General features: G+C 51.7%; 13 protein-coding genes and 3 tRNA genes. 8 read left to right on the top strand and 8 right to left on the bottom strand.

From position 1 onward, the window contains the following. Window positions 1–6 precede the first annotated feature (6 nt). On the top strand, window positions 7–423 hold the full coding sequence (locus NHG65_RS17940; RefSeq protein WP_099061570.1) for a VOC family protein: 417 nt from the start codon (window positions 7–9) through the stop codon (window positions 421–423). Here the strand turns inward: NHG65_RS17940 and NHG65_RS17935 are convergent. Next, a complete protein-coding gene (locus NHG65_RS17935; protein WP_099061569.1) occupies window positions 417–995 on the bottom strand; it encodes a TetR/AcrR family transcriptional regulator in 579 nt (192 codons plus the stop codon). The two genes, NHG65_RS17940 and NHG65_RS17935, sit on opposite strands and share 7 nt — an antisense overlap. 114 nt (window positions 996–1,109) lie before the next feature. On the opposite strand from NHG65_RS17935, the gene NHG65_RS17930 reads away from it, so the two are divergent. Beyond that, a complete protein-coding gene (locus NHG65_RS17930; protein WP_099061568.1) occupies window positions 1,110–1,577 on the top strand; it encodes a nuclear transport factor 2 family protein in 468 nt (155 codons plus the stop codon). Between the two features lie 6 nt (window positions 1,578–1,583). Here the strand turns inward: NHG65_RS17930 and NHG65_RS17925 are convergent, their stop codons facing one another. Continuing rightward, window positions 1,584–2,486: a LysR family transcriptional regulator gene (locus NHG65_RS17925; RefSeq protein WP_499182504.1), complete on the bottom strand. Its 903-nt coding sequence runs from the start codon at window positions 2,484–2,486 to the stop codon at window positions 1,584–1,586. A 79-nt stretch (window positions 2,487–2,565) separates the two neighbouring features. Between NHG65_RS17925 and blaSPR the strand changes: the two genes are divergently transcribed. The 5 genes from blaSPR (at window position 2,566) to NHG65_RS17900 (ending at window position 4,612) form a co-directional block, all read left to right on the top strand. Further along, window positions 2,566–3,462 carry an SPR family subclass B3 metallo-beta-lactamase gene (gene blaSPR / locus NHG65_RS17920; RefSeq protein ID WP_099061566.1) on the top strand — a complete coding sequence of 299 codons (897 nt, stop codon included), beginning with the start codon at window positions 2,566–2,568 and terminating at the stop codon, window positions 3,460–3,462. A gap of 135 nt (window positions 3,463–3,597) precedes the next feature. After that, window positions 3,598–3,927 (top strand): osmotically-inducible lipoprotein OsmE, encoded by a 330-nt coding sequence (osmE, locus tag NHG65_RS17915; protein ID WP_085117690.1) that lies wholly within the window; start codon window positions 3,598–3,600, stop codon window positions 3,925–3,927. 155 nt (window positions 3,928–4,082) lie between these two features. Next, window positions 4,083–4,170, top strand: a tRNA-Ser gene (locus NHG65_RS17910). Window positions 4,171–4,176: 6 nt separating this feature from the next. Further along, a tRNA-Thr gene (locus tag NHG65_RS17905) sits at window positions 4,177–4,252 on the top strand. 153 nt (window positions 4,253–4,405) lie between these two features. Beyond that, a complete protein-coding gene (locus NHG65_RS17900; protein WP_112348874.1) occupies window positions 4,406–4,612 on the top strand; it encodes a DUF2767 family protein in 207 nt (68 codons plus the stop codon). 709 nt (window positions 4,613–5,321) lie between these two features. Here NHG65_RS17900 and NHG65_RS17895 read toward each other — a convergent pair. The 4 genes from NHG65_RS17895 to NHG65_RS17880 all read right to left on the bottom strand — a co-directional run bounded on the left by NHG65_RS17895 (window position 5,322) and on the right by NHG65_RS17880 (window position 8,799). Continuing rightward, window positions 5,322–6,344 carry a glycosyltransferase family 9 protein gene (locus NHG65_RS17895; protein WP_099063706.1) on the bottom strand — a complete coding sequence of 341 codons (1,023 nt, stop codon included), beginning with the start codon at window positions 6,342–6,344 and terminating at the stop codon, window positions 5,322–5,324. Window positions 6,345–6,626: 282 nt separating this feature from the next. Beyond that, window positions 6,627–6,703 (bottom strand) — tRNA-Pro (locus tag NHG65_RS17890). A 77-nt stretch (window positions 6,704–6,780) separates the two neighbouring features. Next, window positions 6,781–8,562 (bottom strand): LPS biosynthesis-modulating metalloenzyme YejM, encoded by a 1,782-nt coding sequence (gene yejM / locus NHG65_RS17885; RefSeq protein ID WP_099063707.1) that lies wholly within the window; start codon window positions 8,560–8,562, stop codon window positions 6,781–6,783. Window positions 8,563–8,571: 9 nt separating this feature from the next. Beyond that, window positions 8,572–8,799, bottom strand: coding sequence for a YejL family protein (locus NHG65_RS17880; protein ID WP_006317912.1), 228 nt, complete (start codon window positions 8,797–8,799; stop codon window positions 8,572–8,574). Window positions 8,800–9,103: 304 nt separating this feature from the next. Between NHG65_RS17880 and yejK the strand changes: the two genes are divergently transcribed. Further along, window positions 9,104–10,114, top strand: coding sequence for a nucleoid-associated protein YejK (yejK, locus tag NHG65_RS17875; protein WP_012145971.1), 1,011 nt, complete (start codon window positions 9,104–9,106; stop codon window positions 10,112–10,114). An 84-nt stretch (window positions 10,115–10,198) separates the two neighbouring features. Here yejK and rplY read toward each other — a convergent pair whose 3' ends face one another. Together rplY and radD are read right to left on the bottom strand one after the other, a co-directional pair. Beyond that, a complete protein-coding gene (gene rplY / locus NHG65_RS17870; protein ID WP_085117681.1) occupies window positions 10,199–10,483 on the bottom strand; it encodes a 50S ribosomal protein L25 in 285 nt (94 codons plus the stop codon). A gap of 206 nt (window positions 10,484–10,689) precedes the next feature. Further along, on the bottom strand, window positions 10,690–12,447 hold the full coding sequence (gene radD, locus NHG65_RS17865; RefSeq protein WP_112348877.1) for a DNA repair helicase RadD: 1,758 nt from the start codon (window positions 12,445–12,447) through the stop codon (window positions 10,690–10,692). Window positions 12,448–12,633: the final 186 nt, after the last annotated feature.

Below are 12,633 nucleotides of genomic sequence, written 5' to 3'. Positions count from 1 at the left end.
GCTAATATGGAACTCAAGATAGATCGAGTGGTTGAAACGGTGCTGTACGTCAAAGATATCGAGCGTGCCGCGGTTTTCTATCAGCAGGTATTAAAGCTTTCAGCGATGGTGGCCAACGAGCGTTTTCGCGCCTATGACGTGGGCCAACAAAGCGTGCTGCTGTTGTTCATTGAAGGCGACTCGGTGAAAGGCGCGCATTACCCGGAAGGGTACATCCCTCCACATGACGGCAGTGGGCCACTGCATATTGGCCTGGCAGTAGCGAAAGAACAATTACCGCAATGGGAACAACACCTGACGGCACATGGCGTAGCGATAGAAGGGCGCATGAGTTGGGAACAGGGTGGAGAGAGTATTTATTTCCGCGATCCCGATGATCATCTGCTGGAGCTGGTCACACCGGGGATCTGGGCTAATTACTGATGGTTCCAGGCGGTGGCCAAGGCGTTCAGCATTTCGTTCAGGAGCAGTAGTGCGTTCTGTGCCTGCTGCTCAATTTGCACCTTGACGATCGCTCCGTCGATCAACATCGCCAGCATCTCTGCCTGTTGTTCCTGTTCAGGACCGGCGGGCAGGTAGCGGGCAAGCACTTCTGCCATCTGCGCCTTATGTCGGCGGGCTATGATTAGGCTTTCCGGTAGCATGTCCGCCAGTTCCACCGCTGTATTGATAAACGCGCAACCACGGTAGTGGGGATCGCTGAACCACTCTTCGAGACAAGGCACCAACGCGAGCATCACATCTCCTGACCGCGCGACATGCTGCTCCAGCGACAGACTGAACCAGCTCAGCCACTGATCGTGACGGTAGGCCAGAAACGCTTCAATCAGTTCATTTTTACTGGGGAAGTGACGATAAAACGTCACCTTGGCCACGCCTGACTCGCTGATGATGCGATCGATACCGGTCGCGCGTACCCCATCGCGGTAAAACAAATCATGGGCAGTCAGCAGGATACGCTGACGCGGCGGCAGAGCGCTGGGAGTAGCAGGCATCGAAATATCTCCTGAAATATTGGCTTGAATGATTGTAGACAACTCTGTCTACATGCGCTAGCTTAATCGTGTAGACAAACCTGTCTACTTGATTATAACCCGCAGAGGTGAGCTATGAGCATTAAACCCCCGCTACCGCCGTTTACCCGTGAATCGGCCATCGAGAAAGTCCGTCTGGCGGAAGATGCCTGGAACAGCCGCGATCCTGAACGAGTCTCACAGGTCTATTCTGTGGATACTCACTGGCGTAACCGGGCGGAGTTTGTTGATGGCCGTGAGGCCGTCTGCGCGTTCTTACAGCGTAAGTGGGCAAAAGAGCTGGAGTATCGGCTGATTAAGGAGCTCTGGGCGTTTGATGGGGCGCGTATCGCGGTGCGTTTTGCCTACGAATGGCGTGATGACTCCGGCAACTGGTACCGTAGTTTTGGCAACGAGAATTGGGAGTTTAATCCGGACGGTCAGATGATTAATCGACACGCCTGCATCAACGATATGCCAATCCGCGAACAGGATCGTCGGTTCCACTGGCCGCTTGGCCGTCGTCCGGATGAGATTGCGGCACTGAGCGAATTCGGTTTCTGACCGGCGTTACTGATAATAGGGCCGCAGTTGTGTATGAAGCGTGGAGATAAGCCGTTTTTTCCACTCCAATTCCCCCTGTCTATAGTGCGAAAACAGATGACCAATAGCCAGATTGTCCAGAATAGGCAGGGTGAACAGCCCTTGTTTATCCGGCTGCGCGCTGAACCATGGCTGCGGAACTACCGCCATCAGCTGAGCTGCTCGCAGCACCGGCGGTAGCTGGGCATAGTCAGCGCAGCTGAGTTGGATCCTGCGCTGCAACCCCTGGCGCTCCAACTGGCGATCCAGTTCATTTTCCGCCTGAGGCCAGGGATGACAGTAATAGTGTGCGTAGTCTGCCAATTCGCTGAAGGCCAGCCCACTCTTGTGCTGCAACACAGGCTGCAAAGGCGGCCCAAATACCGCCACCAGCCGGGTGCTGCCAATGAGTTCATAACACAGTGCGCTGGTGCGCTGTTGATGATCGCCGACTGCGATCACCATATCGATACTGCCTTCCAACAGTTCATTGCGCCATGAGCGTCGCTCAAAGTTTTGGCAGCGGATATCCGCGTTGACGAGAGTGCTTTTCTGCGCCAACAGTGGCAGTAAAATTGGATGCAGCGCCGGTGGTGCAACCAGGGTGAAGTTCCGTGGCACATCCTGCACATGACCGAACAATTCGCCGTCCAGTGAAGAGAACAGCGGCGCCAGTTTTTCTTTAAGTGACAGGGCAAAAAGTGTAGGTACCTGGCGATGTCCCTCGCGGCGAAATAAAGGTTCATCCAGCACTTCACGCAGGCGAGCCAACGCATGGCTGACGGCTGAGGTGCTGATGCCCAACTTGTCCGCCGTTTTCTGACTGGATCCGGTACAGGTCAACAGATAGAGCACTTTCAGCAGGTTCATGTCCATTTGCAGGATATTCATTAATGGCCTTTTGAATTGAATACCTTTCAATATTGGTCTGAGTATACTTCAGCCCCATTTACCCCGATAGAAGTGGATCATGAAAAAGAATGTTGGCTATCTGACGGCCATGACTCTTGCCTTGTGTTTCAGCGCTCAGGCGCAGCTTAACCCAGCCCAACCCTTGTCCAGTGCGCCACCGTATTCATTGTTTGAGCAATGGGCGCAGCCGGTGGCACCCTTCCAGATGTTTCCACATGTTTATTATGTCGGTACCCGCAACCTTTCGTCGGTGTTGCTGAGTACGCCAGAAGGTTTGATTCTGATCGATGCTGCGTTGGATGCCAGCGCTCCGACGATAAGAGCACACATTGAGGCTTTGGGTTTCAACATTAAGGATCTGCGCTATATCATTAATAGCCATGCGCGTCTCGATCAGGCGGGTGGTATCGCGCGAATGAAGGCCTGGAGCGGAGCAAAAGTGGTCGCCAGCGCTGCCAATGCAAAGCAGTTGGCACTGGGGGGCAAACAGGATTTCGCGCTGGGAGATGCGTTGAGCTTCCCACCGGTGAAGGCCGATATTATCGTCGGAGAGGGGGACAGCGTTACCCTGGGAGGTCTGAGATTAACGGCATTGATGACGCCGGGCCATTTACCGGGAGCGACCTCATGGCTGACCACTCTGCATCAGGGCGGGCGAAGTTACCGGCTGGTTTATGCCGACAGCCTGGCTACGCCGGATTATTACCTGATCAATAACAAAAACTATCCCAGCCTGGTAGCGGATATCCGCGGCAGTTTCCTCAGCCTCGCGCAGCAGCAAGCAGATATTTTTATTGCCAATAAGGGAACGCGCTTCGATCTGGAAAATAAAATGTTACGACTGCAAGCGGGTGATCTGGACGCGTTTGTCGATCGTCAGGGGTTGCAGCAATACGTACAACAGTCACAACAGACATTTGAGGCGCAGTTAAAACAGCAACAAAATAAAATGTGAATTACGTTGGCCTGTCCACCGTGGACTGGTGAGGATATTGGCGCGAACCGCACCTATCGACAAAGTGAAATTTGTAGAAAAGCCTTCTCTCTTCTAGACTTAGAGGACAATAAACGTACTCTAAGAGGACAAACCATGACGAATAAGCTGGTTTTAGCCATTTGCACTGCAGCGACTTTCACCCTTCTCGCCGGTTGTACGGCTTATGACAGGGCCGCCAGTTACGTAGCGGAACCCGTGGTCAGTGACGTAAAAGTGGGAATGACCAAACAGCAGGTACGGGCGATTGCCGGACCACCGTCTACCACAGCTACCCTGGTTCATGCGCAGGGTACCTGCGACACCTATGCGGTGGCGCCACGTGACGGGAAAGTTCAAACCTATTTTGTCAGCTATAGCGACACCGGTCATGTGATGAACAAAGGTTATCAGACTTGTTCAGACTACGACTCACAACCTAAATAACCCCGTATTACTGTTCAATCCAGCCCCGCTTTAGCGGGGTTTTTCATTTTTTAACCGCTAGTGGCATGAAGTTTAACCAAACGCACTTTTTCCTGCATTTTTTATCATGAAACGATAGACATTTCATAACGGTAGCGCTAATATCTGCGCCCATTGGAAGGATGGCCGAGTGGTTTAAGGCAACGGTCTTGAAAACCGTCGAGTGTAACAGCTCCCAGAGTTCGAATCTCTGTCCTTCCGCCAAATTTAGCCGGCTTAGCTCAGTAGGTAGAGCAACTGACTTGTAATCAGTAGGTCACCAGTTCGACTCCGGTAGCCGGCACCATATAAGTTGTACAGACGTTTAACCCCGTCTACGAACCCCAGTAATCGTAATGATTGCTGGGGTTTTTCGTTTTCCGCCCGCGCCGACCGGGTCTTAAAAGGGCATTGTCAGGCGCAAGATGTTAATCTGCATAAATTGCAACCGGAGGTAGTTATGGGCAGCGGCTTCGAAGATTCAAAAGCCTTGTATATCGGCATATGTACGGTGATAGGCGATGCGGTTCTAGTGTTAATTAATGAAGAGCGCGCCACGGAAAAGGCCGATATCATTGATGTGTTAAAAATGGCGATCACCAGGGATGGCAGGGATGTCAGTCTGGATGAGGCACGAATATTGGCCGTCGAATGGCTGGAGCGATAAGCGCCAAAAGCCGTTGTTACTTGACCTGTTGGATATAGAAAAACCTGCCGAAAAGCAGGTTTTCTAAGTTTGTTGGTATGAGCTGACTCTGCAAACCTTTCGCAAGTCTAAATGTGAAGAGGAGCAGAGGTTTTCACGAAAACTGACAGTTTGTTGAAAGACAGTTAGCCATGAATGAGATATAACCGGATAGCAAAAAGATAAGGAGCTTTGGATGCGAAGGGTGTTATTTCTTTTGGTTATTTTGACCCTGTCAGGGTGTTCGGGCTCTTTGGGCTCCATATTGGGCGTGATCCCGCAGAGTTCCGACGTTTGCCCTCAGGGGAAAAACTCGATCACGGGTGAATGCCGAGTTTAAGAGATAAAAAAACCAACCGCAACGGGTTGGTTTTAATGGCGTTTATTTTAAGTATGATAGGGTTTGAACCTCCCATTCCCCACGTCGCTGTGTGTCATTTGGCTCTGTGGATCGATCCCCTGATTGTCGAGTAGGTGCGCTGTTAACTCGTGGACTTCGTGAAACGTTGGGTGTTCTTCTATGGTCAGATTTCCACGGCACCCCAGTTTATCCCTAAGATCTGAGAATGAATGGCTCGGATAAGTCTGGCACCTCCTGGGTGAGGGGGCGATTTCGTTGAGCGTTCGACACTCCTTTTTGGGGGGCGCTGTACTACATAGGGACTGGCGACATTGCCATAAATCATACCTTTTATACAGGTAGGTTTTTACTAGTAAGTACTTCAGCTCTTAATGAAATAAAAGCATCTAACACTTCAGGTACTGTCAGGTTAGAGACGTCCTCGTTTGGCGCTTCGAGTACGCGCGCCGGCACCTTCCACGGACTCCAGAAGAAGGCATCACTATTGCCGAATAGGGCAACAACTGGGCGTTCGACACCAGCAGCTACGTGTAGTGCACCACCATCGCTTGTTATAATTTGATCACAAAGTGACATTCCCGCCATAAGATCACGAACACTTTTCGTTTCAAACGGGAGTAATGGAAAGTCTTTACATTGCCTTACTATATATTTAGCTTTGTCATCGTCGCCAGGATGCGTGGGATTATCACTTGCACCTGGAGACCAAAATAATATAATTTTACACGGCTCTCTCTCTGATAAACTATGCGCAAGTGCAATAAATTTTTCAGCAGGCCAGCGCTGCTTTTCCTTTCTTGAGCTTATCTGTAAGCCATAAATGGGTACTCCAGTTCCTTCACCCAATTTAGCTTCTGCCTTTATAATTTCAGATTTTTTCAAGTAGAGTTCAAGTTTGCCTGGAGCCTCATCATACCCTAGTGGTTTGGCTAATTGACTTAGCTCTTCAACTATATGTCTATGTCCATGCGTATATGGCACCTTATCGGTGACAGCATTGGGAGCATCTTCGCCTATTGCAATAATGCGTTTTGCACGAGATAGCCTGGCCCATTGCAAAGGGCGCTTATCCCAGTTACCGGCCACAATGGCAACATCGTAGCGCTCGCGCCAAATATTAAAAGAAGTCTTTACGCGCAGTAATATTGCGAAAACTTTAGCTTTAAGTGATTTTTCATGGTGTAGTTTCGTATAAAGATAAATTTTATTGAGATGCGGATTTTCGTCTATCACCTGACTGTTATACGTATTTACTAAAATATCAATTTTATGGTCTCTGCCTAGCAGAGCAATAAGGGGTGTCGTAAGAATTAAGTCACCAATGTTTTCACGTCTAATAATTAGTATTTTCATCACATCCCTATATATTTAATACTACGGCATATTGATTGTATGTTTTTTAAAAGGCGGATGCTAACTATTTCATATTAAGCTAATCAAGTTATCCTTACATAGGTTATGTAATCCATGACCCTTGGTGTCTCTATAGGCTACGAGGATAAACTGCAAAAAAAGGTTCAGATGGACGTTGCTACGGGGCAGGTTTTAATCGGGCATTTCACCATTATTTTACCATGGTAAAACTGCAGGTATAAAAAAACCAACCTCAATGGGTTGGTTTTTATGGGTATTTTTTGGTCGGCATGAGAGGATTTGAACCTCCGACCCCCGACACCCCATGACGGTGCGCTACCAAGCTGCGCTACATGCCGATGCTATAGAAAATTATACTACCCTTTCCCAATCTCAAATCAAGAGTACGCCAACTGACTGATTGTATTTTAAGCAATTAGTTGGCGATAAAACGTTTCACATCGGTCAACACCTGCAGCAGCAGAGCGAGCTGTGGCTTCTCGTCTTTGATCTCTTTGTCGTTCTTGTCATACGCACGGTAGTTACCGCTGCTGTCCAGCACCAGGGTTTGCGTTGGCGTGGTGATCACCAACAGACTGTTATCACCGGTAGCGACCCAGTTGTTTCTGCGCTGGGCGGTAAACAGGTCTTCACCCTGTGAATAGTCATTAGGGCTGGTTTTCACGTGCAGCAAACGCTGCATCAGCGTGCGCATCACGTCGTTATGACCGGTCAGTTTATTGATGGTCTGCGCCGGGGTTCCCGGCCAATGGATAACCAACGGCACCTGCAACTGTTGCTGGTTAAAACTGGTACCTGCGCCCCAGTAGCCTTTGCCGGAGTCATTAAATTCCACACCGTGTTCAGCGGTAATCACCACCACGGTTTTATCCAGAACACCACGCTCTTTCAGCGTGCTAAGCACCTGAGCAATTTGCGCATCCACATCCTGCGCACCTGCGCGGTAGCGCTGAATAAAGTCGGCCGGGGCCAGCGTTTTCCCATTGGCAGCCGATTCAGCGCCACGGAAATTAATATAAGAGAACCATGGGCGGTTACTGTTTTGGTCGGCCAGCCAACGTTGCCATTGTTGCGTGGTCGCCGTGTCATTTTGCTGTATTGGCGCCGGCAGCGTGAAGTCGGTCAACAGCGCCTGGCGATAAAGGCTGGCGTTAAAGCCGTCTGACGAGAACAAACCAAACTGATAGCCTTGGGCGCTGAGTGCACTGACCAGAGCAGAAGGTTTGCGCGCGGCAAGAATGCTGTCCAGATAGGTCGGTGAAATACCGTAGAACAGGCCAAACAAGCCGGTATCTGCATGATTGCCGGAACTGTAGTGATCGCTGAAACGGACATTTTCCTGCGCGAAGCGGGTCAGGGCAGGCATATCCTGTTTCATATCCTGCTCACGTACGCCGTCCACCACGATCATCAGCAGGTTATAGCCACTACCTTTGTCGCTGTAGCTCAGATCGTTCAGCGGATATTCCACCGCAACGGCTTCCGGATTCCCTTGCTGCACCAGTCGGCGTTCATATTCCTGCGAATCAAGCAGGCCATGTTTCTCAAGGAATTTACGCGCGGTCATTGGGTATGACAGCGGCAGGTTGGCCCGTTGCATGGTGATCGGGCGGTAGAAATTGGCGTCGGCCCAGATATAAATCAGGTGCGAGGCGAAAAAGGCGCTGATAAACAGCGCGGCCAGCGGTTTACCGAACCTTTGACGGTTCAGACTGCGCAGCTTTTGCCAGCTCCAGGTGCCAAACAGCATCTCCACCAGGAAGATAACCGGCACGCAGATAAACATCAGCTGCCAGTCGCGCGCCAGCTCACTTTGATCCGGGTTGACCACCAGTTCCCACACCACCGGATTAAGGTGAAGGTGGAAGTGGGTGAACACTTCGCTGTCTACCAGCAACAGTGTCAGTCCCGCAGTGGCCAGCGCGGCAGAAATAAATCGCAGCAGCCGCTGCGACATCACCACAAAGGTGAGCGGGAAGATCACCAGCAGATAGCCGGCGAAAACGATAAAGCTGAAATGCCCCAGTAAGCTGACCAGGGCATAAACCCGGCCCAACAAGGAAGAGGGCCAGTCGGTGACAAACAGGTAGCGGCTGCCCAGCCCGAGGGCAAGCAGGATATTGAATAAGGCGAACCAGTGCCCCCAGCTAATCATCTGGGAGACTTTTTCACGATAACGCTGACGGTTTGTCACCATAATTAATTATTAATGCGCTTTATCTTCACGAATAGAAGCTTGCAGAGCTTCTGCAAACGATCTTGCCAATGTTTTCCGCTGCGCGGGAGCAACACTGGTGTTGATCAGATTAGTTACCATGTTACCCAGCACCATCAGAGAGAGATCGGTGGGAGTATGGTGTTTTTCCAGAACATTAACCAGCTCAGAGAGCAGCTGTTCAACGTGTTCGTCACTGTAACGGGATGATTGTGGCATAAAAATTGCGCTCAACGCCTGACAAAGTCCCATATCTTACCGTATAGGACAGTGATTTTCCGCTCTTTTATCTATTCCCTTTGTCTTTCAAACCCTAGCGTCGCGGGTTGTGCGAGCGGCCCCCGTCTCTGGCTCGGGTTGGCTACCGGCCCGCTGCCTGAATTCCATGGGATATTCCAGCTATTTATGGCCTGTATGGGTGCCGGAAATTTATCGATGGCTGGTGATGTGATCGCTGCTTAAAAGTTGCAGCACGGTAGCCTTCAGTGTTTGAATACGCGCCTAAAGAACAGGAGGATTTACCATGAGTCTGGATATCGACCAGATCGCTCTGCACCAGTTGGTCAAACGCGACGAACAAACGCTGGACGTGGTGCTGCGCGATTCTCTGCTGCCAACCAATGCGGCGGTGGAAGAGATGATGGAAGAGCTGCATCGTGTCTACAGTGCCAAGAGCAAGGCTTACGGCCTGTTCAATGAAGGCAGTGAACTGGCGGACGCGTTGCGTACCTGCCGCAAGGAAGATAAGGACTTTTTGGCCTTCAGCCGTGCGGCGACCGGTCGCCTGCGCGATGAGTTGGCCAAGTATCCGTTTGCCGAAGGTGGTGTGGTGCTGTTTGGCCAATACCGTTACCTGGCGGTGGAGTATTTACTGATTGCGGTTCTGAACAGCCGCAACAGTTCGCGCGTTAACGAAGAGCTGGATATCAATACCACTCATTATCTGGACATCAACCACGCCGATATCGTGGCGCGCATCGATCTGACCGAGTGGGAAACCAATCCGGAGTCGACCCGTTACCTGACCTTCCTGAAAGGGCGAGTGGGTCGCAAGGTGTCCGATTTCTTCATGGACTTCCTGGCGGCGGCCGAAGGGCTGGACACCAAGGCGCAGAACCGGGGCTTGCTGCAGGCGGTTGACGATTATTGTGCCGATGCACAGCTGGACAAAAATGAGCGTCAGTCGGTACGTCAGCAGGTTTACAGCTACTGCAATGAACAGCTGCAGGCTGGCGAAGAGATTGAGCTGCAGGAATTGTCGAAAGAGATTGCACCGGTGGGCGAGAAAGATTTTCTGCAGTTCTCCAGCGAGCAGGGTTATCAACTGGAAGACAGCTTCCCGGCCGATCGCGGTACGCTGCGTCAGTTGACCAAGTTTGCCGGCAGCGGTGGCGGTATCAGCATGAACTTTGATGCCATGCTGTTGGGGGAGCGAATTTTCTGGGATGCGGCTACCGATACGCTAACCATCAGAGGCACGCCACCGAACCTGCGCGATCAGCTACAACGCCGCCAGAATAGCGGTAATAAGTAATTTCGCCGGATCGCAGACAATAAAAAACGCCGCAATTGCGGCGTTTTCTACTTCGGCGTCCCGAAAGGTTCGATTTCGTTGCGATTAAACGCGACGGAAGTCGATGTGAGCCAGTTTCGGCTTGAACGGGTGACGCTGTACAGCCTGAACTTTCACTTTGGTTTCTTTACCGTCGATAACCAGAGTTACTGCTTCGCTGTAGAATTCTGGTTTGATTTCCATGTTCTTAACAGAATCATGGTCCAGTTCGATGGAAACTGGAGCTTCTTCGCCACCGTAAACGATAGCTGGGAATTTGTTGGCAATACGCAGGCGGCGGCTCGCACCCTTACCCTGGTCTTTACGTACTTCTACATTGATAGTGAACATTGTTTTTTCTCTAAAAAGAAAATTTACCCTGCTACAGGCGACCCAGTAGCAAGTTCGATTTACCCGTCGTCTTCCAGGCCACAGCTTGAAATTCATAGGGTATAACCTGCTTTAGCACCGGGCGAACCCAGGCAAAGCGGGCGGCAGTTTAACGGAAAGCCGTCCGCAGGGCAATGGAAACCTACCCGATTTGCAGGCTGACAGGATCAATACAGCTCATTGGCTCGGCGGAAGCGGCCTTGATAATCGAACACTTTTTCCCGTACCTGCCAGAATTGTCCGCGCTTGCGTGCCACCACAAAATCCGGATGGCGCAGCAGCGTTTGCTGGGCCAACACGTCGGCGGCGGTTTGCCAGGCAAACGGCACCCCGGGTGCACGCTGATGCGGGCGCAGGAACAGCATTTCGAAGGCTTTGCGCTGCGCCGGCGTTTGCAGTCGAAAACGTTCGCTGGTGCTGGTGCCGTCTTCGTCGAAATAGGTGGCTTTCAGCCACTCGCCTTTATCATCGCGGCCAGTTTGCAGCTCCATACCGCCACAACGCAGTACCAGAGCGTCTTTCAGTTTCAGTGCGGCCTTCAGCATATCGTCAGGGTCGACCAGCACTTCCTGACATTGGTGGCAGCGACGGGCGGCAATATCATTTTCCGCGCCGCAGTGCGGGCAAATTTTGAAGCGGAAACGGTAGTCGCATTGCTCGCGATGGCCTTCATCGTCCTCCAGCCAGCCCTGACAACGGCGACCGTAGTGTTCGATGATATCGCCGCTCTCGGTGCACTTGCCCCAGAACAAATTGGCGAAGCCGCAGCCGGGGCAGAACACCTGTACCGGCTGGCTGTCGCTGTGTGGCTTGCTGACCCCGACCTCGGGCGTAAACAGGTCGTGCGGGTTACCGGCGTAGTCGAGGATCAGACAATCCTCTTTGCCGGGGGCCAGCCGCAGCCCACGGCCGACGATTTGCTGATACAGGCTGACGGATTCGGTTGGCCGCAGAATGGCGATCAGATCGACATGCGGCGCATCAAAACCGGTGGTCAACACCGCCACGTTGACCAGGTAACGCAATTGCTGTTGTTTGAATGCCTCAATCAGCGCATCGCGCTCGGCTGCGGGCGTTTCGGCGCTGACCAGCGCGGCTTCACCGGAAGGCAGCAGGCCATGGATCTCACGCGCATGTTCAACGGTGGAGGCGAAAATCATCACCCCCTTACGCGTTTCGGCATATTCGACGATTTGGCTGATGATATGCGGTGTAATACGATTTTGCTGTTTCAGCTCACGGTTCAGGTCCACTTCACTGAACAGGCCGTTGCTTCTGGCCTCCAGTCGGCTGAAATCATACTGTACTATCGGCATATCCAGCCGTTCCGGTGGCACCAGATAACCGTTTTTGATCATATAGCGCAATGGCAGTTCATAAATGCAGTCGCGAAACAGGCTATTGGCATCACCGCGGGTAAAGCCGTGATAGTGATACTGATAAATCCAGCCTTTGCCCAGCCGATAGGGCGTGGCGGTCAGGCCCAGCAGCCGCAGCTGTGGATTGGTTTTTTGCAGATGCTGAATAATCTGTTGGTACTGGCTGTCGTCATCGTCACTGATGCGGTGGCATTCGTCGATAATCAACAGGGAAAAAGCCCCGTCAAACAGCGGCAGATTGCGTGCTACGGACTGCACGCTACCGAACACCACCTTGCCTGCGCTGTCTTTCTGCTGCAGTCCAGCGGCAAATATATCGGCTTCCAGTCCGTAGGCGCGGTATTTGGCATGGTTCTGCGCCACCAGTTCTTTCACATGGGCCAGTACCAATACCCGGCCGCGCGCACGTTTCGCCAGTTCGGCGATCACCAGGCTTTTTCCGGCTCCGGTCGGCAGTACGATCAGCGCCGGTTGCGGGTGCTGACGGAAATGTTTGATGGTGGCTTCGACCGCTTCCAGTTGGTAAGGGCGTAGAGTAAAGGCCATAAATTAACGCCGTGGGTTGAGAAGGGCCGTCGGGAACAGGTTTTGTAACCTCTGATCCCACCAAAACAGTGACATTTTACTCCCATGACGGCTAAAAAATTTCTATTATTATGCCTTCTGAGCACTCGCGGTGCGAGAAGCATGGAAATTACCTCTGTCAGGGGGCCGTTTCCATCGCTATACTTG

This window comes from Serratia myotis, from assembly GCF_027474885.1.
Lineage (GTDB): Bacteria > Pseudomonadota > Gammaproteobacteria > Enterobacterales > Enterobacteriaceae > Serratia > Serratia proteamaculans.
This window is presented reverse-complemented; position numbering and strand designations above follow the sequence as displayed.